23 protein-coding genes and 2 pseudogenes are annotated in these 21574 nt (G+C 58.7%); 9 read left to right on the forward strand and 16 right to left on the reverse strand.

Features of this window, described 5'->3' with window-relative positions:
- Positions 1-24: 24 nt before the first annotated feature.
- Both ACA049_RS23420 and ACA049_RS23425 read right to left on the reverse strand, forming a co-directional pair.
- The gene (locus ACA049_RS23420; RefSeq protein WP_497330197.1) at positions 25-513 is read right to left on the reverse strand and encodes a GyrI-like domain-containing protein; all 489 of its coding nucleotides are present in this window, start codon (positions 511-513) and stop codon (positions 25-27) included.
- A 67-nt stretch (positions 514-580) separates the two neighbouring features.
- Positions 581-1243 carry a LysE family translocator gene (locus ACA049_RS23425; protein WP_497330199.1) on the reverse strand — a complete coding sequence of 221 codons (663 nt, stop codon included), beginning with the start codon at positions 1241-1243 and terminating at the stop codon, positions 581-583.
- Positions 1244-1382: 139 nt separating this feature from the next.
- Here ACA049_RS23425 and alaC point away from each other — a divergent pair, with 139 nt between their 5' ends.
- Entirely contained in the window at positions 1383-2600 is a 1218-nt protein-coding gene (gene alaC, locus ACA049_RS23430; protein ID WP_497330201.1) for an alanine transaminase, read from the forward strand.
- A 75-nt stretch (positions 2601-2675) separates the two neighbouring features.
- On the opposite strand, the gene ACA049_RS23435 is transcribed toward alaC, so the two are convergent.
- Positions 2676-4028, reverse strand: coding sequence for a GntP family permease (locus tag ACA049_RS23435; RefSeq protein ID WP_497313162.1), 1353 nt, complete (start codon positions 4026-4028; stop codon positions 2676-2678).
- An 82-nt stretch (positions 4029-4110) separates the two neighbouring features.
- Positions 4111-4644 carry a gluconokinase gene (locus tag ACA049_RS23440; RefSeq protein WP_497330203.1) on the reverse strand — a complete coding sequence of 178 codons (534 nt, stop codon included), beginning with the start codon at positions 4642-4644 and terminating at the stop codon, positions 4111-4113.
- Positions 4645-4859: 215 nt separating this feature from the next.
- On the opposite strand from ACA049_RS23440, the gene gntR reads away from it, so the two are divergent.
- Positions 4860-5891, forward strand: a complete 1032-nt coding sequence (gene gntR, locus ACA049_RS23445; protein WP_497330205.1) for an HTH-type transcriptional regulator GntR — start codon at positions 4860-4862, stop codon at positions 5889-5891.
- A 167-nt stretch (positions 5892-6058) separates the two neighbouring features.
- Here the strand turns inward: gntR and ACA049_RS23450 are convergent, their stop codons facing one another.
- Positions 6059-6931: a LysR family transcriptional regulator gene (locus ACA049_RS23450; RefSeq protein ID WP_497330207.1), complete on the reverse strand. Its 873-nt coding sequence runs from the start codon at positions 6929-6931 to the stop codon at positions 6059-6061.
- A 120-nt stretch (positions 6932-7051) separates the two neighbouring features.
- Here ACA049_RS23450 and ACA049_RS23455 point away from each other — a divergent pair, with 120 nt between their 5' ends.
- The 3 genes from ACA049_RS23455 (at position 7052) to ACA049_RS23465 (ending at position 8867) form a co-directional block, all read left to right on the forward strand.
- The gene (locus ACA049_RS23455; protein WP_497330209.1) at positions 7052-7483 is read left to right on the forward strand and encodes a PACE efflux transporter; all 432 of its coding nucleotides are present in this window, start codon (positions 7052-7054) and stop codon (positions 7481-7483) included.
- A 56-nt stretch (positions 7484-7539) separates the two neighbouring features.
- Entirely contained in the window at positions 7540-8172 is a 633-nt protein-coding gene (locus tag ACA049_RS23460; RefSeq protein ID WP_497330211.1) for a glutathione S-transferase family protein, read from the forward strand.
- 161 nt (positions 8173-8333) lie between these two features.
- Positions 8334-8867 (forward strand): hypothetical protein, encoded by a 534-nt coding sequence (locus ACA049_RS23465; RefSeq protein WP_497330213.1) that lies wholly within the window; start codon positions 8334-8336, stop codon positions 8865-8867.
- 138 nt (positions 8868-9005) lie between these two features.
- Here ACA049_RS23465 and ACA049_RS23470 read toward each other — a convergent pair whose 3' ends face one another.
- The 3 genes and pseudogenes from ACA049_RS23470 to ACA049_RS23480 all read right to left on the reverse strand — a co-directional run bounded on the left by ACA049_RS23470 (position 9006) and on the right by ACA049_RS23480 (position 11582).
- The gene (locus ACA049_RS23470) at positions 9006-9575 is read right to left on the reverse strand and encodes a methyl-accepting chemotaxis protein (protein WP_497336956.1); all 570 of its coding nucleotides are present in this window, start codon (positions 9573-9575) and stop codon (positions 9006-9008) included.
- Positions 9549-10325: pseudogene (locus tag ACA049_RS23475) on the reverse strand (PAS domain-containing protein); the annotation flags it as partial. The pseudogene ACA049_RS23475 and the gene ACA049_RS23470, both read right to left, overlap by 27 nt.
- Positions 10326-10685: 360 nt before the next feature.
- Positions 10686-11582, reverse strand: coding sequence for a LysR family transcriptional regulator (locus tag ACA049_RS23480; RefSeq protein WP_497330215.1), 897 nt, complete (start codon positions 11580-11582; stop codon positions 10686-10688).
- A 99-nt stretch (positions 11583-11681) separates the two neighbouring features.
- Between ACA049_RS23480 and gstA the strand changes: the two genes are divergently transcribed.
- Positions 11682-12287, forward strand: coding sequence for a glutathione transferase GstA (gene gstA, locus ACA049_RS23485; RefSeq protein ID WP_497330217.1), 606 nt, complete (start codon positions 11682-11684; stop codon positions 12285-12287).
- Positions 12288-12422: 135 nt separating this feature from the next.
- On the opposite strand, the gene ACA049_RS23490 is transcribed toward gstA, so the two are convergent.
- The 4 genes from ACA049_RS23490 to ACA049_RS23505 all read right to left on the reverse strand — a co-directional run bounded on the left by ACA049_RS23490 (position 12423) and on the right by ACA049_RS23505 (position 16055).
- The gene (locus tag ACA049_RS23490; RefSeq protein ID WP_497330219.1) at positions 12423-13436 is read right to left on the reverse strand and encodes an ABC transporter substrate-binding protein; all 1014 of its coding nucleotides are present in this window, start codon (positions 13434-13436) and stop codon (positions 12423-12425) included.
- Entirely contained in the window at positions 13433-13966 is a 534-nt protein-coding gene (locus tag ACA049_RS23495; protein ID WP_497330221.1) for a sigma-70 family RNA polymerase sigma factor, read from the reverse strand. Before ACA049_RS23495 ends, ACA049_RS23490 begins: the two co-directional genes overlap by 4 nt.
- 219 nt (positions 13967-14185) lie before the next feature.
- Positions 14186-14977 carry a phosphate/phosphite/phosphonate ABC transporter substrate-binding protein gene (locus ACA049_RS23500; protein WP_497330223.1) on the reverse strand — a complete coding sequence of 264 codons (792 nt, stop codon included), beginning with the start codon at positions 14975-14977 and terminating at the stop codon, positions 14186-14188.
- 136 nt (positions 14978-15113) lie between these two features.
- Entirely contained in the window at positions 15114-16055 is a 942-nt protein-coding gene (locus ACA049_RS23505) for a fatty acid desaturase (protein WP_497330225.1), read from the reverse strand.
- Positions 16056-16505: 450 nt separating this feature from the next.
- Here ACA049_RS23505 and ACA049_RS23510 point away from each other — a divergent pair, with 450 nt between their 5' ends.
- Both ACA049_RS23510 and ACA049_RS23515 read left to right on the forward strand, forming a co-directional pair.
- A complete protein-coding gene (locus ACA049_RS23510; protein WP_497330227.1) occupies positions 16506-16919 on the forward strand; it encodes a GNAT family N-acetyltransferase in 414 nt (137 codons plus the stop codon).
- Between the two features lie 24 nt (positions 16920-16943).
- A pseudogene (locus ACA049_RS23515) lies at positions 16944-17030 on the forward strand (metal ABC transporter ATP-binding protein); the annotation flags it as partial.
- Positions 17031-17053: 23 nt separating this feature from the next.
- Here ACA049_RS23515 and def read toward each other — a convergent pair.
- The 3 genes from def to ACA049_RS23530 all read right to left on the reverse strand — a co-directional run bounded on the left by def (position 17054) and on the right by ACA049_RS23530 (position 18913).
- Complete coding sequence (def, locus tag ACA049_RS23520) at positions 17054-17593, reverse strand: peptide deformylase (protein ID WP_497313176.1); 540 nt, start codon at positions 17591-17593, stop codon at positions 17054-17056.
- Positions 17590-18549, reverse strand: a complete 960-nt coding sequence (locus ACA049_RS23525) for a YihY/virulence factor BrkB family protein (RefSeq protein WP_497330229.1) — start codon at positions 18547-18549, stop codon at positions 17590-17592. The genes def and ACA049_RS23525 overlap by 4 nt, the downstream gene beginning before the upstream one ends.
- 172 nt (positions 18550-18721) lie before the next feature.
- Positions 18722-18913, reverse strand: coding sequence for a CsbD family protein (locus ACA049_RS23530; RefSeq protein WP_010457349.1), 192 nt, complete (start codon positions 18911-18913; stop codon positions 18722-18724).
- A 200-nt stretch (positions 18914-19113) separates the two neighbouring features.
- Between ACA049_RS23530 and ACA049_RS23535 the strand changes: the two genes are divergently transcribed.
- Entirely contained in the window at positions 19114-19491 is a 378-nt protein-coding gene (locus ACA049_RS23535) for a hypothetical protein (protein WP_109634211.1), read from the forward strand.
- A gap of 178 nt (positions 19492-19669) precedes the next feature.
- Here the strand turns inward: ACA049_RS23535 and fadD1 are convergent, their stop codons facing one another.
- Complete coding sequence (gene fadD1, locus ACA049_RS23540; RefSeq protein WP_497330231.1) at positions 19670-21370, reverse strand: long-chain-fatty-acid--CoA ligase FadD1; 1701 nt, start codon at positions 21368-21370, stop codon at positions 19670-19672.
- Positions 21371-21574: the final 204 nt, after the last annotated feature.

Consider the following 21574-nt stretch of genomic DNA (forward strand, 5'->3'; position numbering starts at 1 on the left):
ACGACGGTCCGCCTCTTGATGCAGTCATTGTTCTTTGAGCGGCAGCCAGATTTCCAGCTTTCCGGTGTTGAGCTTCGGGTTGAAGTCTTCGCTGTAGCGTTCGAATTCAGGGGCGTCTGCCGCCTGATAACCGGACTGCGGCAGCCAGGTTTTCCAGATGTACTGAAACGTCTGAGGCAACATATCCAGAGAGCCCTTGTGCTCGAACACGGCGTAGTGCTGAGGCTGGACCTCGACCCAACGGTACTTATCCGGCAGGTCGTCGAGTTTGTCGATTTCGACGCCGGCAATGTATTCGAAGCCGCCCTTGCCATCCGGATTGCAACAGATGCCGTAGGTCACTTCGCTTTTTTGACCGGGAATTTTGCCAATCTCGGGAATGAATTTCTCCCAGAGAGCGGGGATGCCGCTGGTCGTATCCGTGGTAAATCGTCCGCCAAGTCCTGCAATGAGCAGGAAGTGCCCGTGCTCGAAGCGTGGCTTGGCGGTTTCGACGCCTGTTTGCTCATCCATGACTCAACTCCTGGAACAAAAAAGTGGGTTCGGCTGGGAGTATAGAACTCAAACCCGATTCGCCCAGTTACAGTGCGTGCAACTGCTCGACGGCACCTGCGCCGACGAACTCGTTATAACCCGATAGGATCACGTAGACCGCGAAATAGCAGAAGATCGCCGCCGATGCTAGATAGGAGTAACGCAGCAGTTTGTCACCCAGCAACTTGCCGCCGTGACTCGCGGCGAAGCACAAAGCGACGCACCAGAGCACCCCGGCGCAGAGAAATCCGCCGAGAAACAGCGCCGAACTGAGGGCGCCACCGCCGCTGGATCGAGCGATCAATGTGCCGCCCACCGCCGCGAACCAGAGAATGGCGCTGGGTGACGACATGGCAAGAAAGATCCCGCGGAAAAACTCCTTGCGGTGAGAGTTCTGACCCACCTCGGCGGACTGCGCCAGCACCGCTTCATGGTGAATCGCCGAATAGATCATCTTCGCCGCGAAATACACCAGCAAGGCTGAACCGCCAATCCACAGCACCCAGCGCACGGTTTCGTATTGCAGCAAAACGGTCATGCCCGCCAGCGCCAGCACCGCGTAAATCAGGTCACCGACACAGGTTCCCAAGCCCAGGGCAAAGCCTTGAAAATAGCCGCGTTGCATGGCCAACGTGATCATCGCGATATTGGCCACGCCGATATCCAGGCACAGCGAAAGGCTCAGCAGAAAGCCGCTGGTAAATTCCATCAACCGGGTTCCTTCGGACAAATTTGTTTACATGGTCGCTGGACAGTGTGCCATACCAGCCCTTATCTTCCGCAACAGGCCACCGCAGTGGCCAGCGTCGCTCGGACGGTTCCGGGCGCTCACGTTACCCGAGGCAACAATGGCTAACCCAGGTTCGCCGCGCCGCTTTGCGCGCATAGATCGACTCCCCCCTTACGTATTCAACATCACTGCCGAGCTGAAGATGGCCGCCCGACGTCGTGGCGAAGACATCATCGACTTCAGCATGGGCAACCCTGATGGCCCTACCCCGCCGCACATCGTCGAAAAACTGGTGACCGTCGCCCAGCGCGAAGACACCCACGGTTATTCGACGTCCAAAGGCATTCCGCGTCTGCGCCGGGCGATTTCCAACTGGTACAAGGATCGCTACGAGGTCGACATCGACCCGGAAACCGAAGCCATTGTCACCATCGGCTCAAAGGAAGGCCTGGCGCATTTGATGCTGGCCACCCTCGATCAGGGCGACACCGTGCTGGTGCCGAACCCCAGCTACCCGATTCACATCTACGGTGCCGTGATTGCCGGCGCCCAGGTGCGTTCAGTGCCGCTGATCCCGGGCGTGGACTTCTTCGCCGAGCTGGAAAGTGCGATTCGCGGCTCGATCCCGAAACCGAAAATGATGATTCTCGGTTTCCCGTCCAATCCTACGGCTCAATGCGTGGAACTGGATTTCTTCGAGCGGGTGATCGCCCTCGCCAAGCAGTACGACGTTTTGGTAGTGCACGATCTGGCCTACGCCGACATCGTCTACGACGGCTGGAAAGCCCCGTCGATCATGCAGGTGCCGGGCGCCAAGGACATAGCGGTGGAGTTTTTCACCCTGTCCAAGAGCTACAACATGGCGGGCTGGCGCATCGGTTTCATGGTCGGCAACGCCGAACTGGTCAACGCCCTGGCGCGGATCAAGAGTTATCACGACTACGGCACGTTCACCCCGCTGCAGGTCGCGGCCATTGCGGCGCTGGAAGGCGATCAGCAGTGCGTCAAAGACATCGCCGAGCAGTACCGGCAGCGTCGCAACGTGCTGGTCAAAGGCCTGCATGAACTGGGCTGGATGGTCGAAAATCCGAAAGCGGCGATGTACGTGTGGGCGAAGATTCCCGAAGCGTATGCGCACCTGGGCTCGCTGGAGTTCGCCAAGAAAATGCTCGCCGAGGCCAAGGTCTGCGTCTCGCCGGGTGTCGGGTTTGGTGAGTATGGGGACGATCACGTGCGCTTCGCGCTGATCGAAAACCAGGACCGGATTCGTCAGGCCGTGCGCGGGATTCGCGGGATGTTCCGCGCGGATGGATTAGTCACCAAAACCAACGCCTGACACAGCTCCTACAGGGGTTCGTTTCGGGCACAAAAAAACCGCATTGCTGCGGTTTTTTTGTGTTTGGCGATCGCGTTAAACGAACATCGACAGCAGCAGGATAAAGCCCAGCGCAACGATGGACAGGATGGTTTCCATCGCGGTCCAGGTCTTGAAGGTTTCAGCCACCGTCATGTTGAAGTACTGCTTCACCAGCCAGAAACCCGCGTCATTCACATGAGACAGGATCAACGAACCGGCACCGGTGGCCAGCACCAGCAGCTCACGGTTCACACCCGGAATCATCCCCACCACAGGCACCACGATGCCCGCGCCAGTAATGGTCGCCACGGTCGCCGAACCGGTGGCCACGCGAATCACCGCCGCTACCAGCCAGGCCAGCAGGATCGGCGAGATCTGTGCGTTCACCGCCATGTGGCCGATCACGTCACCCACACCGCTGGTCACCAGCATCTGCTTGAAGCCACCACCGGCACCGATGATCAGAATGATCGCGGCGGTCGGCGCAAGGCTGGCGTCGAGCAATTTCAGAATCTTGTTCGAACCCATGCCCTGACGATGACCAAAGGTGTACAGCGACAGCAGCAAGGCGAGCAACAGCGCCGAGATCGGGTGACCGACCAGGTCCATGAAGGAGCGCGCGAAGTTGCCTTCCGGCAGCACCACGTCGGCAAAGGTCTTGAGCAACATCAGGAACACCGGCAGCAGCACGGTGATCAGGGTGATGCTGAAGCTTGGCAGATCGGCCGATTCAGGCTCGCGTGCCAGTTGATCCACCAGCTCCTGGTTAGGATGACCGGGAATGTATTTGGCAATGAACGTGCCGTAGATCGGACCAGCAATGATCGCCGTCGGCAGCGCAACGATCAGACCGTAGAGAATGGTTTTACCGATGTCGGCACCAAACACGCCAATGGCCAGCAACGGACCCGGGTGCGGCGGAACCAGACCGTGCACGGCGGACAGACCGGCCAGCAGCGGGATACCGATCTTGATGATCGACACGCCGGTACGCCGGGCGACGATGAACACCAGCGGGATCAGCAGCACAAAACCGATTTCGAAGAACAGCGGAATGCCGACCAGGAACGCGGCGAACATCATCGCCCACTGCACCTTGTCCTTGCCGAACGCACGAATCAGCGTCTGGGCAATCTGATCCGCCCCGCCCGACTCGGCCATCATTTTGCCGAGCATGGTGCCCAGCGCGAGGATGATCCCGACGAAACCGAGCACCCCGCCGAAGCCATCCTGGAACGCCTTGATGATAGTGCCGATCGGCATGCCGGAGGTGAGCCCGAGAAAGGCTGCGGCGATGATCAGGGCAATGAAGGGGTGGAACTTGAACTTGGTGATCAGGACGATAAGCCCGATCACCGTGACCACTGCATCGAGCAGCAGGAACGTCTCGTGGGACATGCCAAACATTAGGGGTGTCTCCTGGTTGTTGTTGTTATTAAAGCGGGTAATTCGCAAGCCATAAGGACAGCGCTATCTCTTCGGGCCAAACTCATGACGCGCGTTTCAAGCCATGTTCCTGCCACCAGACGTGAGCCTGCTTCGCCAGTTGCTCGACGCTGTGGTTCGACGCGTCCAGAGCCAGGGTCAAGGGCTCGCCAACGGGCGATTCAAGCGTGGCGAACTGGCTGTCGATCAGGGTCGAAGGCATGAAGTGGCCCGGCCGGTGGGAGACACGGTCGGCGGCGACTTCAGGGGTCAGCTCAAGGAACACGAAGCCCAGGCCCGGCAAGGCGCTGCGCAGACGTTCGCGGTAAATATGTTTGAGGGCCGAGCAGGTCAGCACCGGGCGTTGGCCTTGGGCATCAACGCGGCGCAGTTCATCGCACAGGCTGTCGAGCCAGCCGGCACGGTCGTCGTCGTTCAGGGGGATCCCCGCGCTCATCTTTTCGATATTGGCGGCAGGGTGGAAAGTGTCGCCTTCAATGGCGGTCGCGCCGCTGAGTTGGCACAAGGCCTCGCTGACGCAAGTCTTGCCGCAACCGGCAACGCCCATGATGACCAGGGCGGTGATGGATTGATTCATGTAACACCTCAGCGCGCAGACAGCGCTACCTTTGCCAGTTGTGACACCAGGACAAAAGCAGAAGTTGCCGACGCCTTCTTGTCATTTTTGTGGGTTGCAGCATGTTCGTTCCCAATGCCAAAAAGCGGGGATCAGGCAAACCCCGCTCACGCATTTGCAGCTGCATCGAGACAGCGCTACCTTAGTGCCTCGAATTTTGTTTGGCAAGCCGTCCGATGATCTCCCCTAAAAACGATAAAAATACGCGCACCACTGGCCGACCTACCCTGAACGAAGTGGCACGCCTGGCCGGTGTCAGCCCGATCACCGCCTCCCGCGCCTTGCGCGGCGTCAGCACAGTGGCCACCGAACTGGTGGAAAAAGTGCAGAAAGCGGCCGCTGAACTGAACTACGTGGTCAACCCTGCCGCCCGCGCGTTAGCCTCGGCCCAGAGCCATTCTGTGGTGGTTCTGGTGCCTTCGCTGTCCAACCTGCTGTTCATCGATACGCTGGAAGCCATTCATCAGGTTTTGCGCCCCAAGGGCTTCGAAGTGCTCATCGGCAACTTCCATTACTCACGCGACGAAGAAGAAAACCTGCTGCGCAATTACATGGCGTATCAGCCCCGTGGCTTGCTGCTCACCGGTTTCGACCGCACGGAAAGTTCGCGCCGAATGATCGAGGCGAGCAATATTCCGTGCGTGTACATGATGGAACTGGACAGCGCGGCCGGGCTCAATTGCGTGGGTTTTTCGCAACTCGCCGCGGGTGAAACGGCGGCGCAACATTTGCTGTCCCGTGGCCGTAAACGCTTGGCCTACATCGGCGCGCAACTGGATCAACGCACTTTGCTGCGTGGCGAAGGTTTCCGCAAAGCCCTGCAAAAGGCCGGTTTGTATGACCCGGACCTGGAAGTGCTGACGCCACGCGCCTCTTCCGTCGGCCTGGGCGGCGAACTGTTTCTGCAACTGATGGCCAGCCATCCTGACGTGGATGCGATCTTCTTCGGCAACGACGACCTGGCCCAGGGCGCACTGCTTGAAGCCATGCGTTGCGGGATCAAAATCCCCGAACGTGTGGCTATCCTCGGTTTCAACGACCTGCCCGCCTCGGCGCACATGGTGCCGCGACTGAGCAGCATCAGCACCCCGCGCGAGGCGATTGGACGGCGGTCGGCGGAGTTGATGCTGACGTTGCTGGCGGGGAATTCGGTGGCCAAACCGGTGCAGGACATGGGGTTTGAGTTGAAGGTGCGCGAGAGCACCTGATACTGCCCGCACACATTTGTTCTTCAGCGAAAAAAGAATCCGTGTCAAACAACAATCAAGTGTGGGAGCGGGCTTGCTCGCGAAAGCGGCTCTACTGGCGACATCAATGTTGAATGCGCCGGCCTATTCGCGAGCAAGCCCGCTCCCACATTAGATTTTCGGCGTGATCAGCGCGCCATCAATTCGACAAACGCCAACGCGCCTTTCTGAAGTGGCTGGCTCTTGAGCCACACCGCGTGCACCGGCAGCACCAGACCGTTCTCGATGTTGCGGAAACTCAGACGCTTGAGTCTTCCCGCATCGAGCAACGGCTGCACCACCGACAACGGGAAATTCCCCCAGCCCAACCCGGCTTCGACCATTTCCAGCGCCATGGCCAGGGTGTCGGTGCGCCAATAGGATTCGCCCACCAAGGGCCGGGTTTCACTGATCGGCAGGTCGCGACTGGCAACGATGATTTGCCGTACGTGAACCAGATCCTCCAGAAACAGATCCTTGCCCTGAAACAGCGGATTGTCCGCCGCCAGCGTGGCAATCATCCGTTCAGTGCCGACGAACTGAAAACGCTCCAGCACGTTCATGCTCAACCCGGCGAACGCCAGGCAAACGCTGACGCGACCGCTGTGGAGCATCGCCAGCACATCGTCCTGTGGCGCGCTGAGCACTTCTATTTCCAGTAGCGGATGACGCTCGGCGATGACCTTGATCGCAGCCAGCAAACGGCGCTTGTCGAGGTCCGCCACAACGCCGATCGACAACTTGCTTTCCAGCCCCAGCGACAGCTCGATCGCATGCACTTGCAGCTGCTTGAGCTGCTCGGCGATCAACCGTGCGTGCGGCACCAACGCACTGGCCATCGCCGTCGGCACCGGCTCGCGATGGCTGCGATCGAACAGCGCATAACCGAGCTCGGCCTCAAGATTGGCAATGCCCATGCTCACCGCCGACGGCACTTTACCCAGCGCACGTGCCGCCGCGGAAAACGAGCCGCGCTCGATCACAGCCAGGAACAATTCGATGCTGTCGCTGTTGAAGTTCATCCATCGTCCTATCAATAAAACTGAAAGCTGCTGACTTTTTCTGTCAGCCCTATTGAAGCTATCTTTCGTCGCCTTCGCCAGTGCTCCTGGCTTCAATTCGCGGCAAAGAGGCAAATTTACATGCAAGGCGTTAAACGCAAACTGATCTACGTGTCGCTGTACGAAGTCATCGGCATGACGTTCTCGGCTCTGGGCCTGGCGTTGTTGTCCGGCACATCACCGGGCAGCACCGGTCCTTTGGCAGTCATCATCACCACCATCGCGGTGACCTGGAATTTCATCTACACCTCGTTGTTCGAGCGCTGGGAAAGCCACCAGCCATCGCGTACCCGCACCGTTAAACGGCGCATCGCCCATGCCGTGGGATTTCAACTAACCTTGATAGTGTTTCTCATCCCGCTGATCGCCTGGTGGATGAACATCAGCCTGGTGCAGGCTTTCCTGCTGGACTTGGCGCTGATCATTTTCATCCCGTGCTACACGTTCGCGTTCAACTGGCTGTTCGATCGCACGTTTGGTTTGCCGGCCTCGGCGCTGCCGGATCCGGTTTGAAAACGCGCAATGTCTGTTAGATTCCTGAAGCGTCGAATCGCTAACGGAGTAGCTCAATGGAACATGCACTGAAGATTCTGGGTAAAGCGTCATCCATCAACGTCAGAAAGGTCCTGTGGACCTGTGAGGAACTGGGCGTTACCTACGAACGTGAGGACTGGGGCGGCGGTTATGCGTCCACCCACACGCCGGAGTTTCTGCGGCTCAATCCCAACGCGCTGGTGCCGGTGATCATTGACGACGCCGGCGTGCTCTGGGAGTCCAACACCATCTGCCGTTACCTGGCCGGCAAACACCAGAACACTGACCTGCTCCCCCACGAACCGGCGGCGCGCGCTCGGGTCGAGCAGTGGATGGATTGGCAAGCCACCGAACTCAATGCCTCATGGAGCTACGCGTTCACGGCTTTGGTGCGCAAGGATCCGGAGTTCCAGGACCCGCATCATATTGCCGCCGGCGTACGTGGCTGGAACCAGAAAATGGGCATCCTCGAGCATCAGCTCGCGGCGACCAAAGCTTACGTCGCCGGACCACGCTTCACCCTGGCCGACATTGTCATCGGGCTGTCCGTCAACCGCTGGCTGATGACACCGATGGAACGGCCCGACTACCCAGCCATCGACGAGTATTTTCAACGACTGGCACAACGCCCGGGCTTCCTCAAGTACGGCTGCAACGGCTTGCCTTGATGCCCGCCCTGTTTGCCGCCAGACGGCAAAGGTTAACCGCAAAATCCACGTCGCCCGCTCGGCCAGTACCCGATAACTGACTGACTTATATGGATTTTTCCTTATAGGCATACTATTTGCTCAAAGCACTGCACCACAAAAACCTACAAGGTCTACTCATCATGTTGGTCAGTGCCAAACAACAAACGTTAACGGTGCCGCTCCCCAAGAAGCCCGGCGAAGATCCTACCGCCGAAGCCGCTGCCGGGCTGCAGGGTGCGATGCTGCAAACGTTGCAAATCAACGCTCAGGCGAAAGCCGAGCAGATACAGCAATCGGCCACCCAAAACGCAACGCAGCAAGTCAGTGAGGCGAGCAGAATCAGCGACAACGTGGATGAAGCCTTCGCGAAAACCCGCGTGGGGCTGCAAGCCTCGTCGGCCAAACTACCGGCCGATGTTCATTTGGCCACGGACGCCTTCAAGGAATACATGAGCAAAACCCCGGAAGAGCGCTTGCATGACGCGATTCTGGAAGAGATGGGTTTGACGAAAGAAGAAGTGGAGCAAATGCCGCCGGAGAAACAACAGGCGATCGCTAAAGAGATCGCCGAGCGCATGGAAGACAAGATCAAACTGGCGCAGGCGGAGAAAGACAACGCCAACAGTGAAAAAGGCAGTAGCCAGGTGGTCGACAAGTTCCTCGCTTCGCTTTAACAGCATCGCGACCCGTGTAGGAGCTGTCGAGTGAAACGAGGCTGCGATCTTTTGATCTTGCTTTTAAAAGATCAAGGTCAAAAGATCGCAGCCTCGTTTCACTCGACAGCTCCTACATGGCCGTGTTGTTTGCGTGGATCAGTTTATCTGCAACGTCTCGCTGAACTGGCTGATCGCATCCACCACATGCCGCGAGCCCTGCTGAATCTCCAGAATCACCTCCCCCGCCTCGTTCGCCAGTTCCACCCCAAGTCCGGTTCGGCTCAAGCTCGATTGCATGCTCGACACCGCGCTCAATGACAGATCGTGGTTCCTGCGCACCACGTCGACAATCTCCAGCGTCGCCTGGCTCGTGCGTGCCGCGAGGCTGCGAACTTCATCGGCCACCACCGCAAAACCGCGCCCGTGCTCACCGGCCCGGGCGGCTTCGATGGCTGCGTTGAGCGCCAGCAAGTTGGTCTGGTCGGCGATGCCTCGGATGGTCTGCACAATGGTGCCGATGATGTCGGACTGTTTGCTGACCGCATCGATACTGAGCGCCGCTTCGTTCAGATCCCGGGAAATGTCCTGAATGATCTGCACGGTTTGCTGCACCACCTGAGAACCTTTCTGCGCACAGGCATCGTTTTGCACCGAGGTGCTGTGCGCCGATTCCGCAGCGGTTTGCAAGGTGGTCACTTGCTGGGTGATGTCGCTGGCAAACTTCACCACTTTGTACAGCCGGCCCTTGGCGTCGAACAATGGGTTGTAGGAGGCTTCGAGAAATACGGTATGGCCGTGTTTGTCTTTGCGCTCGAAACGGTGCGAGTGATATTCGCCGCGATTGAGTGACGCCCAGAACGCCTTGTAAGCCTGCGACTCGGCTTCGGCGCGGTGGCAAAACAGGCTGTGATGCTGGCCCACCACTTCGTTGAGCGAGTAGTGCATGGTCTTGAGGAAGTTTTCATTGGCCGAGATGACTTTGCCTTCCGGGGTAAATTCGATCACCGCCATGGAACGGCCAATCGCGGCAAGCATGCTTTCTTCTTCGTGCTCCTTGTACACCCTCGCAGAGATGTCAGTGGCGACTTTGATCACGCTTTTAACCTGACGATCGGGACCGAACACCGGCATGTAACTGGCCTCAAGCCAGATCTCCTTGCCTTTCTTGTTCAGCCGCAAAAAAGTGCCACTGACCGGTTCGCCACGGGCCAGGTCGCGCCACAACTTCGCGTAGGCCTCGCTGCGGAAAAACGTTTCTTCGCAAAAGATTCGGTGATGTTTACCGCGCACTTCGTCGGCGCTGTAACCCATGGCACTGCAAAAATTGTCGTTGGCCTCAAGCACGATGCCTTCCGGGGTGAACTCGATCATCGCCATCGATCGACTCACCGCCGCCAACTTGGCGTTGGACTCGGTCAGTGCACAGCTGAATCGTTGGATTTCCAGCAGGTCAGCCTTGTGATGTAGGTTAAACATGGTCGTATCACCTTCAGCGCGTTTTTTGATTGATGAAAGTTCTTTGGTCTTTCAACCGATCCACCACATCGTTCTATGGAACAGGCACACGCGTTCCTCCACGGGAGGAATTGTCAGGTGATTAATGATGTTCAATCGGAGAGTCCATGCCGCAACACTCTTATCAAGACATCCTTCTCTTGATAGCCCGGGACCGGGCCAGCCCTAACGTTCTCATAAGTAACTCCCTTTACCGGCCAGCTCCTATTTGCTCCGTGTCGGTGCCTTGGGTTGGGCACTCTTGCTGCGCCTACTTCATATGGCGAGCGACATGATTAGCTACGAGTCAGCTTAGTCAGCCACTTCAGGGACGCAAGGCCACTAGTCGGCCAGTATTGAGGACAAAATCGGTTCAGCGAGCATGTCCAGCAATGCCTGCACCGCTGGCGAGGTTTTTTTATCGGGGGCGGCCACCAGGGCGAACTCACGATGGATGTGCGGATGCACGGGCACCACGCGCAAGCCCTGGCGATTGCTTGGCAACGTCATCTCCGGCACCAAGGTGACTCCGATGTTTTCGCGCACCAGGGTGAACGCGCTGCTCCATTCACGGACCTCGACTCGCACATCACTCAACTGCAAACCGGCATCAGCAGCGAGGCTTCGGGCATTGGTTGAACAGCCGCCCGTGGCCAGCACAAAAGGCTGCCCGGCCAACTCCGCAAGGGTCACGCCCTCCTCGTTCGAACGGCGGGCCAGCGGATGACCGCCGGGCAATACCGCCATCCATGCATCGCGACCCAATCGGCCGGCATTGCGTTCGGGCGCAGGGTTCAACACCACGCCGACATCAACCAGCCCGGCCGCGAGCAGGGCTTCCACTTCATCGTCGCTAACCTCCAGCGCCACCACCTGGATGCCGGGATACAGGCGATTAAACCGGCGCAACAGCGGCGGGAGAAAAGTCGCCAGCACCATGGGGAAACTGGCGAGGCGGATAGTCCCGCGTTGGATGTCCCGGGCGGCATCGACGGTGCTGCGAATGGTTTCCAGGGCGCCGAGCATCATGCGCGCCTGCTCGATCACCGGCAGGCCGATGGCCGTTGGCAGGGTCTGGCGATTATCCCGGCTGAACAGCTGAACGCCGAGGGTGTCCTCGATCAACGCCAATGCCTGGCTGGCACCGGACTGGGTCATGCCGACCCGCTCGGCGGCCCGGGTAATGTTGCCGGTGTCCGCCACCGCCACCACCATTCGCCAATGCATCAGATTCATCATGGCAGTAGCTTTCCTTATGGCAGCGCTCTGAAAGATTAATTTTACCGAGGGTGCCGCGCACTATGACACTGGCGCAAATCCCTCACCAGAGCCCTGCCGATGAAGTTGTATTACGCCCCGAACGCCTGCTCCCTGGCGCCGCACATTGTGCTTCGCGAACTGGATTTGCCGTTCGAGTTGATTCGTGTCGATAACCGCACCAAGACCACTGTCGCGGGTGATGACTTCCTGGCGATCAACCCCAAGGGTTACGTCGCCGCCCTACAACTTGAGAACGGAGAGGTGCTGACCGAAGGCCCGGCGATCCTGCAATACCTGGCGGACCTGCGCCCCGAGGCAAATCTGGCGCCGCAGATCGGCACGTTCGAGCGGGTGCGGTTGCAGGAGTGGCTGAACTTTGTCTCGACCGAGATTCATGGTGGCCTGGGTTGGCTGTTTAATGCCGGGTTTCCAGATGAGGTGAAAGCGCTGATCAAGGCGAAGTTGTTCAAGCGCTTGACGGTGCTGAGCGAGACGCTGGAGCGCCAGGCGTATTTGATGGGTGATTTCAGCGTGGCTGATGCGTATTTGTTTACGGTGCTGCGTTGGGCGCCACAGTTTGCGATTGATCTGGGGCAATGGCCGGCGTTGGTAAGGTTTCAGGCCAGGGTTGAGCAGAGGCCAGCCGTCAAGGCTGCGTTGGCAGGTGAATCGGTATCGGTCTGAAGCCCTTCGCGAGCAAGCCCGCTCCCACAGGTAATTTCGGGTGTTCACAAATATTGTGTGCACAGGAGGCCCCTGTGGGAGCGGGCTTGCTCGCGAATGCGGTAGCTCAAACACCGCAAAAACATCAGGAAAAAACTACAAACTCGCACTCACCCTGGTCGCCACCTCCCCCGGCACCCAGGCTTTCCAGATCTGCGGCTGATCGCGCAAAAACGCCTCGGCCACTTGTCGCGGTTGCTGGCGTTTTTCGCTCATCTGCCCCAGCGTCCGGTTCAGCAGATCGATCGGAAAATCGACCTTTTCAAAGAACGCCACCAGGTCCGGATATTGCGCCTTGAACGGCGCGGACACGCCAATCGCCAGGCTCGCCGGCATCGAGCGCGTGCCTTTCGGATTTGGATGATTGGCATCGGCCAGTGTCTTCCAGGCTTCAGCATCGAACGGCGGCTCGTCGAGTTTCACCAGTTTGAAACGGCCCAGCAGCGGCGTCGGCGACCAGTAGTAGAACAGCACCGGTTTGCCTCGACGGATCGACGAAGCGACCTCGGCATCCAGCGCTGCGCCGGAGCCGGTGCGGAAGTTGACGTAGCTGGCGGTCAGGTCATAGGCCTTGAGTTTCTGGCTGTTGACGATCTCTGAGGTCCAGCCGGTCGGGCTGTTGAGGAAACGTCCGCGAGTCGGGTCTTCCGGGTCGCGGAACACGTCCTTGTAACGGGCCAGGTCGGCGACGGATTTCAGCTCCGGCGCCAGCGGTTTGATGCCGCGTTCCGGGTCGCCCTTGATCACGTATTCCGGCACCCACCAACCTTCGGTGGCGCCTTTGACCGTGTCGCCCAAACCAAACACCTTGCCCTCGGCCGAGGCCTTGACCCACGCCGGACTGCGCCCGGCCCACTCTTCGCCGATCACCTGAATGTCGTTCTTGGCCAACGCCGCTTCGAGGCTGACGGTGCTGCCCGGCAACGTGTCGGTCGGGTAGCCGTAACCCTTCTCGACGATCAGCCGCAGGATTTCGGTGATCAGGCTTCCGCTCTCCCACGTGATGTCACCGAAGTGAATCGGTGCAGTTTTTTCGGCTGCCGGAACGTGGCTGGCCACCAGGCTCAGGGCCAGCAGCGAACTGCCGAGCAGGGTTTTGATCGATCTCATGCGGACCTCTGGGTCAAGGGTTGGTTGGCGCTGTGCTGGGCGCACAAGGCGTGGGTGCGGGTCATGTAGACGCTGACCGAGCGCTGGGAAATGCCCAGTTCGGCGGCGATTTGCGGGTAGGTCAGGCCGTCGATGCGGGACATCAGGAACGTCGCCCGGACTTTGCCCGGCAAGCGATCAAGGGTGCGGTCCAGACTGTTCAGGGTTTGCGATAACTGCAGCAAATCCTCAGGCGAACGCCCACCGACGAGGTCGGTTTGCTGCAGTTGTTCAAGGTGTTGGCGCTCCAGATCACGGCGACGCCAGAGCTGATAGACCAGGCGATGGGCGATGGTGGTGAGCAAGGCGCGAGGCTCGCGGATCGGCGTCAGCGCTGGCGACTCGAGCAGTTGCATGAAGGTTTCGGCGGCGATGTCTTCGACACTGGCGTGGGCGCCAAGCTGTCGGCGCAAGTGTGCGCACAGCCACGGGTAATGGGCGCGGAACAATCCGCCCACGTTGTTGCGATGGGAGACATCGGTGCCGGACATAGAGGCTCCAAGGGTTAGGGGTCGCTGAATGTCCGGTGATCCGGTGGCGCGATCCTAGCAAGGAGCCTTATTCTTTAATAATACTTAAAATGCATTTTTATATTCTTTATGGGAATTAAAGATCAAAAGATCGCGGCCTCGTTGCACTCGACAGCTCCTACATTGGAATGCGTTCACCTGTAGGAGCTGTCGAGTGCAACGAGGCTGCGATCTTTTGATCTACCGCAATCGACCATAACCCAATGCCTCGGCTTCCTGTTGATAGTCGAGAACAATCTGATAGTCGCTCTCACCGGCAGGCAGCACGTCTCGCAATCCGAGGATCTCGGCGACGTCGGGCAACTCTTTCAAAGTCTGATTCATTACCCGTCGCAGCTGCTCAGCCTGCTCATCTGTGATGTTGGTGCTTGTGATGAACGGCAAGGTCGGACTGAACGCACTGCGGGCCACGACGCGCAGGCCGGCGACCTCATTGTCGGCATGCCGCGCCAGGTAGGCGAAGGTCACACTGTCGATGGCCGCCAGGTCTGCACGCTCTTCACGCAACCAGCGCAGGCTTTCGCGATGGCTGCCGCTGATGGCGACACTGGAAAAAAACTGTCCGTCGCGATGCAGCGGCGCCAGGCGGTGCCGCAACAGATTCATGCCACTGTTGGAGTCTTCGCCATTGATTACCCCGCGGCTGCCGCGCAGCTCAAGCAGGGTCCGCCGTGGATCATCGGCGCGGCTTAGCAGCAGGCTGCAGTGGTTGCCGCCGTTGCTGTCGGGGAGTTCATAACGCGGCCGGCCGAGGACCCGGACTTTGCCGCGCAAGGCGGTCATCAGCGGGTAGCCGCAGGTTTGGGTCAGCAGCAGATCGGGCGAGAGCCAGAGTTCGGACAGCGACAGGCCTTCGGCGCTCAAACGGGTATGACCCAGATGTTCGAGGATGCGCGAAAGCCAGCGCTCGTTCGCCGCGTGGATCGGCTCGGGGGCGACGTACATCAGGAGTTCGGCGAGGTGTTGTGTCATCGAGATTTTTCCTACTACAAAAATCAAAATGTGGGAGCGGGCTTGCTCGCGAAAGCGGTGTGTCAGTCAATACTGATGTTGCCTGACACGGCCCCTTCGCGAGCAAGCCCGCTCCCACAGGAGACCTCATTCGCAACTAATGAAACGGATGCCTCGGACTATCGATGGCCTTCACGCCATTCTCCCGCCACAACTGCCCATACCCCTGCACCAGAAACCCGCCACTGCGCGCCACCCATTGCTCGCGGCGCGCGCGGTAGGCGCGTGGCAAGTCGTACCAGGGCAAGCCCGGCAAGTCGTGATGCACCAGATGAAAATTGAGGTTCAGGAACAGCCAGCGCCACGGCCAGGCCGCTTCGTTGAGCACGGTGCGTTGCTCGGGTGCGGCGTGCGGACGGTGTTCATAGTAGGAGCGAATCATTGCAACCGACAGCGCCGGCACGCTGATCAGCAACAGGTAATGCCAGACCGGCAGCACGCTGTATCGCGCGATGAACAGCAGCATCAGCAGGGTCAGCGCACCGTGAGTCAGCCACATCAACCACGCCTGCCGCTCACCGCTGATGAGCCGTTGCAGTTCTTCCTTCGCCAGCGCCAGAAGGGCCAGCGGCGCGCCGAGGATGAAGCGCCCGAGCACGGTTTTGTTAAGCCAGTGCAGGCCTTGCTCGAAGAGCGAACTGCCCTGCCACTGCTCGGCGGTCAGGTAACGGCTTTCCGGGTCGCGATCAGGCAAGGTCAGGTCTTCATCGCGGTGATGCAACAAATGGCTGTCGCGATACAGGGTGTAGGGATACCAGACGGCAAACGGTGCGTAGCCGAGGGCTTTGTTCAGCAACGGCCAGCGAGTGGGATGCCCGTGGAGCAATTCGTGCTGCACCGACAACCAGAGCACCACCAGCGGGATCAGCAACAACGTGCTCCACCATAGCCCCAACCGATCACTCGTCAGCACGATGCTGAACCAACCGGCATATACGCCGATCAGCAACAGCCAGGTCGGCCACTCGGTGCGAGCGGTCAGGCGTTGGCGCAGGGATTCGATTTCTTCTCGGTGGGCGGCATCGAAGTAATGGGGCATGGCGTTGCTCAGATCGGGGACCAGTCCCCCTCTGTGCAATGGCGCAGGGAAATCTTGCAGATTATTTGGTTATTTCGACAATTGCCTGTAGGCACCTGTAGGAGCTGTCGAGTGAAACGAGGCTGCGATCTTTTGATCTTGCTTTTAAAAGATCAAGATCGAGATCAAAAGATCGCAGCCTCGTTTCACTCGACAGCTCCTACACAGCTCCTACAGGGAGAACGGGTGCCTGGACCTTAGTGACCGAACACATCCACCTTCTTGGCCTTCTTGTCTGCGCGCTTTTCATCGGCGGTTTTCGCCGGTTTCTTCTTTGCCGCTTTTTTTGAATCCATGCCTTTGGCCATGATACGTACTCCACTCATACGGGATGTGAGATCAGGTATACACCTATCCCCGGCCGCGTGTTCTTTTATAATCGCCCGCTTTGCGCACCGACAGATCAAACCCATGCCAGACACCCAGTACATCCTGCTCGCCGAGCCGTTATGGCCGCTGATGAACAAGTTTTATCGCGCCCACCAATCGTCGATGAAAGCCGTCCGCGAGGCTCAGCTGTGGGTCGCCCGGCGCGATGAGATCATTGGCGCGTTGTGTCTGCGGCCGGTCTCGGGCGGGCATTGGTTGACGGGGTTGTTCGTCGATCCGGCCTGTCGCGAACAAGGGATCGCGGCGGCGTTGATCGCCGAGGCGCTGAAGGACCTTGAAGATCCGGTGTGGCTGTTCTGCCATCCCGACTTGCGTGGCTTCTATGAACGCCAGGGGTTTTCCTTCGATCCACAAATGCCTTACGCCATGACCGAACGCTTGAGCCGTTACGCGCGCAGTAAGCCGATGATTGCCATGGGCCTGGCCAAACAATAGACGTCAGACTGATGGAGATCCCCTGTGGGAGCGGGCTTGCTCGCGAAAGCGGTGTATCAGCTGGCATCAATGCTGAATGACACACCGCATTCGCGAGCAAGCCCGCTCCCACATTGGGTTGTGGTGTTTTCGGGTTAGTCGTCGGCGTTCGGATCGAGATCCGGGAACATCACTTCGGTGAACCCGAACTTGCTGAAGTCGGTAATCCGCGACGGGTACAACCGGCCGATCAGGTGATCGCATTCATGCTGCACCACCCGCGCATGGAAGCCCTCGGCGATCCGCACAATCGGTTGCCCCTTGGGATCAAACCCTTCGTAGCGAATCTGCTGATAACGATCCACCGCACCACGCAGGCCGGGCACTGACAGGCACCCTTCAAAGCCCTCTTCCATCAGCGGGCTCAACGGCGTGATCAGCGGATTGATCAGGATGGTCTGCGGCACCGCTTCAGCGTCCGGGTAGCGTTCGCTGTGCTCGAACCCAAAGATCACCAGTTGCAGGTCGACACCGATCTGCGGCGCAGCCAGGCCAACACCGCCGACGCTTTCCATGGTCTGGAACATGTCGTCGATCAGTTGCCACAGTTCAGGGCTGTCGAACATTTCAGCCGGGACTGGCGGAGCTATGCGCAGCAGGCGTTCATCGCCCATTTTCAGGATTTCACGGATCATTTGGTGACTTCGTCAGTGGTGGGCTTGATCGAGTGATCCCGACCCAGTCCCGAAACGTGTTGTTTGGGTTCTTCGTGGTCGAGTTCGCCGGGGACTTTTTCGCCATCATTCTTGCCCTCGGACGACATGTGCTCGATCACCGCATTCATCTCCGCACCGAGCAACAGCACCGCGGCCGAAATATAGAAATAGAGCAACAGCACGATGATCGCGCCGATACTGCCATACATGGCGTTGTAGTTGGCGAACTCCTTGACGTACAGACCGAAGCCCACGGAAGCGAGGATCCACACCACCACCGCCAGCACCGAGCCCGGGGTGATAAAACGAAACTCCTGTTTGACGTCGGGCATGACGTAATAAATCAGTGCCACGGCCACCATCAGCAAAATCACCACCACTGGCCAGCGAACGATGGTCCACAGGGTCACGATGAAATCTTCCATGCCGACTTGCGCGGCAATCCAGCCCATCAGCTGCGGCCCGAGCACCATCAGCGCGGCGGCGATCAGCAGCATGCCGGCGATGCCGACCGTATAGATAATCGACAGCGGAAAGCGCTTCCAGGCGGGCCGGCCTTCGACCACGTCGTAGGCGGCGTTCATCGCGCTCATCATCAGCCGCACACCGGCAGACGCGGTCCACAGGGCAATCACGATACCAATCGACAGCAAGCCACCCTTGGACTGCTGGAGCTGGTCGATCACCGGGTTCACTTGTTCCAGCGCCTGGGGCGGCAGGACCAGTTCCGATTGCAGGCGCAGCCAGGAGAAGAAGTCCGGCAGGTGCAGGAAACCGATCAGCGCGATGAGAAAAAGAATGAAGGGAAACAGCGAAAACAGCATTTGATAGGCCAATGCCGAGGCATAGGTCGACATCTCGTCGTCGACGAACTCGGTGACCGTGCGCACCATGACACGGTGCAGGCGCAAGCCTTTCATGTGGGGGAAAAACATTAGCGTCTCCTTTCGCCGCAAGATTGGGTTGAAGTCGAGGCGACTCAGGGGCCGTTTTCTACATCAAAGTAGCCTACTTGGCGACTTTGAAACAATTTCCGTGCGCAAGTTCAGGCTGACACAAAAACGGCCATCCGTGGATGGCCGTTCATGTTGCTTATCAAAGGCCAAATCAAGCCTTGTCGACGCCTTTCTTGATCGCGTCCTTGGCCTTGCCCACCGCTTGCTGGGCCTCGCCTTTCCTTTCCTGCACGACGCCTTCGGCGCGCATTTTGTCGTTACCGGTGGCCTTGCCGACGCCTTGCTTGACGTTGCCGGCGGCTTCGTTGGCCATGCCTTTTACTTTATCGCCAGTGCTGCTCATGGTGTTTCTCCTGTGAACAATTGAACGAGAAAAGTCGTTACACAAGGATTGACCGAGGGCGTTTGCGCGGAGTTTCATTTATTTTCAGCCGTACATTTCATCGTTCAGTGCAGATCAGGCTTTATGTTTGCCGACCAACCCCCGAGAATGCGCAACGTATTCAGGCCATGGCGCTGAAGATCCAATCCCGTAGGAATGTTATGAAACTCGATAAAAAGCAGGCCATTGCCCGCAGAAACCAGGAACTTGGCGGTGCTGTGCTTGGCGTCAACAACTGCCATTTCACCGAACTGAACCGCAACCGCAACATCTGGTGGTTCGATATCCCGGTGGCGCGCCTGGCCATTGGTCAGTACGAATGGGTTCACCTGCTGATGCACACGCCGGATACCGACGAACTGCTGCACCTGAAAGTGCCGACGGTGTTCCTGCGCGAGAAGCTTGAAGGCCTGGTGGTGCGCAACGAAGGCAAGCGCAAAGCCGCTTTGAGCCTGGAGCTGAGCGCGGACAAGGATTCGTACCTGCAGGACATGCGCCCGGCGGGCACCAACGTCAATTTCGCGCCGTTTCGCCTCTAAGCCAAAGGCAAAATCAAACGCTTCGCGAGCAAGCCCGCTCCCACATTTAACCGCGTTCCTCCAGACAGAATGCGATCGAATGTGGGAGCGGGCTTGCTCGCGAAGGCGACCTGACAGGCAACGAAGACCTACCAGATGAGCAAAAAAAGCCCCGCATCTCCGCGGGGCTTTTTGTGGGTTACGCGCCGACTTTCTTGGCGTTGATCTTTTTCAGCTCTTCGTCGCGCAACTCACGACGCAGGATCTTGCCGACGTTGGTGGTCGGCAGCGCATCGCGGAACTCCACGGAGCGCGGGACCTTGTAGCCGGTCACGTTCGCACGCATGTGTTCCATCACCTGCTCCTTGGTCAACGTCACGCCCGGTTTGGCGACGATGAAGATCTTGATCGCCTCGCCCGATTTCTCGTCCGGCACGCCGATGGCCGCGCATTGCAGCACGCCCGGCAGAGTCGCCAGCACGTCTTCCAGTTCGTTCGGGTAAACGTTGAAACCGGAGACCAGGATCATGTCTTTCTTGCGGTCGACAATACGCATGTAGCCGTCAGGCTGGATCACCGCGATGTCACCGGTCTTCAACCAGCCTTCGCTGTCGAGCATTTCATCGGTGGCGTCCTGACGCTGCCAGTAGCCCTTCATCACTTGCGGACCTTTCACACACAATTCGCCGATTTCGCCTAACGGCTGCTCAACGCCGGCATCGTCGATGACTTTGCACACGGTCGACGGAACCGGAATACCGATGGTGCCGATCTGGATGTGCTGGATCGGGTTCACCGTGGCCACGGGGCTGGTTTCGGTCATGCCGTAACCTTCGCAGATGGCGCAACCGGTGACCGCTTTCCAGCGCTCGGCCGCGGCCAGTTGCAGGGCCATGCCGCCGGACAAGGTGACTTTCAATGCGGAGAAATCCAGCTTGCGGAACGCTTCGTTGTTGCACAGCGCCACAAACAAAGTGTTGAGGCCGACGAAACCGCTGAACTTCCACTTCGACAGTTCCTTGACCATCGCCGTCAAATCGCGCGGGTTGCTGATCAGGATGTTGTGGTTGCCGATCAGCATCATCGCCATGCAATGAAAGGTGAAGGCATAGATGTGGTACAGCGGCAGCGGCGTGATCAGGATCTCGCAACCTTCATTAAGGTTGGAACCCATCAGCGCCTTGCACTGCAGCATGTTGGCGACGAGGTTGCGATGGGTCAACATCGCGCCCTTGGCCACGCCGGTGGTGCCGCCGGTGTATTGCAGCACGGCAACGTCGCTGCTGGCCGGGTTGGCTTCCGCCACTGGCTGGCCGTGGCCCTTGCTCAGCACGTCGTTGAACTTGATGGCCTTGGGCAAGTGATACGCCGGGACCATCTTCTTCACGTACTTGATGACGCTGTTGACCAGCAGGCGCTTGAGCGGTGGCAGCAGGTCGGCCACTTCCGTGACGATCACGTGCTTGACGCCGGTTTTCGGCACCACGGTCTCGGCCAGATGCGCCATGTTGGCCAGGCAGACCAGGGCTTTGGCACCGGAGTCGTTGAATTGGTGTTCCATTTCCCGCGCGGTGTACAGCGGGTTGGTGTTGACCACGATCAGCCCGGCGCGAATGGCACCGAATACGGCTACCGGGTACTGCAACACGTTGGGCAGTTGCACGGCGATTCGATCGCCCGGCTGCAAGTCGGTATGCTGTTGCAGGTAAGCGGCAAAGGCACCGGACAATTCGTACAGTTCACCGTAGGTGATTGTCTTGCCCAGGTTGCTGAATGCCGGTTTGTCGGCGAAGCGTTGGCAGGATCGTTTCAACACTGCCTGAATATTCGGATACTCGTCTGGATTGATCTCGGCAGCAATCCCGGCAGGGTACTTATCCTTCCAAAAGTCTTCGTTCATGGAAGCCCACTCCTCAGCAACGCGAATTCAGCACCGCATTTGATGCGATTATTATTGGTGTGTGTTTGTTGGTGAATCCAGTGCTTTCATAAGCCCGAGAAGTCACAAAGCGCGCCGAGAGTAGCAGCTTTGCCAAGGGTCGACTAGAGCCAAAAGCGGCCTCTATGGTCACAATTGTGACTCAAGAATTGCTAGCAGTCATTT

It is taken from the genome of Pseudomonas sp. LBUM1662 (genome assembly GCF_059695915.1).

Coding starts and splice junctions, on each gene's coding strand:
- ACA049_RS23465 (WP_497330213.1), top strand. CDS start 8,334: ATGTTGGTCAGTGCCAAACAACAAACGTTAACGGTGCCGCTCCCCAAG.
- ACA049_RS23435 (WP_497313162.1), bottom strand. CDS start 4,028: ATGTTTGGCATGTCCCACGAGACGTTCCTGCTGCTCGATGCAGTGGTC.
- gntR (WP_497330205.1), top strand. CDS start 4,860: ATGATCTCCCCTAAAAACGATAAAAATACGCGCACCACTGGCCGACCT.
- ACA049_RS23420 (WP_497330197.1), bottom strand. CDS start 513: ATGGATGAGCAAACAGGCGTCGAAACCGCCAAGCCACGCTTCGAGCAC.
- def (WP_497313176.1), bottom strand. CDS start 17,593: ATGATCCGTGAAATCCTGAAAATGGGCGATGAACGCCTGCTGCGCATA.
- ACA049_RS23490 (WP_497330219.1), bottom strand. CDS start 13,436: ATGAGATCGATCAAAACCCTGCTCGGCAGTTCGCTGCTGGCCCTGAGC.
- ACA049_RS23505 (WP_497330225.1), bottom strand. CDS start 16,055: ATGCCCCATTACTTCGATGCCGCCCACCGAGAAGAAATCGAATCCCTG.
- gstA (WP_497330217.1), top strand. CDS start 11,682: ATGAAGTTGTATTACGCCCCGAACGCCTGCTCCCTGGCGCCGCACATT.
- fadD1 (WP_497330231.1), bottom strand. CDS start 21,370: ATGAACGAAGACTTTTGGAAGGATAAGTACCCTGCCGGGATTGCTGCC.
- ACA049_RS23460 (WP_497330211.1), top strand. CDS start 7,540: ATGGAACATGCACTGAAGATTCTGGGTAAAGCGTCATCCATCAACGTC.
- ACA049_RS23495 (WP_497330221.1), bottom strand. CDS start 13,966: ATGTCCGGCACCGATGTCTCCCATCGCAACAACGTGGGCGGATTGTTC.
- ACA049_RS23425 (WP_497330199.1), bottom strand. CDS start 1,243: ATGGAATTTACCAGCGGCTTTCTGCTGAGCCTTTCGCTGTGCCTGGAT.
- ACA049_RS23510 (WP_497330227.1), top strand. CDS start 16,506: ATGCCAGACACCCAGTACATCCTGCTCGCCGAGCCGTTATGGCCGCTG.
- ACA049_RS23535 (WP_109634211.1), top strand. CDS start 19,114: ATGAAACTCGATAAAAAGCAGGCCATTGCCCGCAGAAACCAGGAACTT.
- alaC (WP_497330201.1), top strand. CDS start 1,383: ATGGCTAACCCAGGTTCGCCGCGCCGCTTTGCGCGCATAGATCGACTC.
- ACA049_RS23440 (WP_497330203.1), bottom strand. CDS start 4,644: ATGAATCAATCCATCACCGCCCTGGTCATCATGGGCGTTGCCGGTTGC.
- ACA049_RS23525 (WP_497330229.1), bottom strand. CDS start 18,549: ATGTTTTTCCCCCACATGAAAGGCTTGCGCCTGCACCGTGTCATGGTG.
- ACA049_RS23450 (WP_497330207.1), bottom strand. CDS start 6,931: ATGAACTTCAACAGCGACAGCATCGAATTGTTCCTGGCTGTGATCGAG.
- ACA049_RS23455 (WP_497330209.1), top strand. CDS start 7,052: ATGCAAGGCGTTAAACGCAAACTGATCTACGTGTCGCTGTACGAAGTC.
- ACA049_RS23480 (WP_497330215.1), bottom strand. CDS start 11,582: ATGATGAATCTGATGCATTGGCGAATGGTGGTGGCGGTGGCGGACACC.
- ACA049_RS23530 (WP_010457349.1), bottom strand. CDS start 18,913: ATGAGCAGCACTGGCGATAAAGTAAAAGGCATGGCCAACGAAGCCGCC.
- ACA049_RS23500 (WP_497330223.1), bottom strand. CDS start 14,977: ATGACACAACACCTCGCCGAACTCCTGATGTACGTCGCCCCCGAGCCG.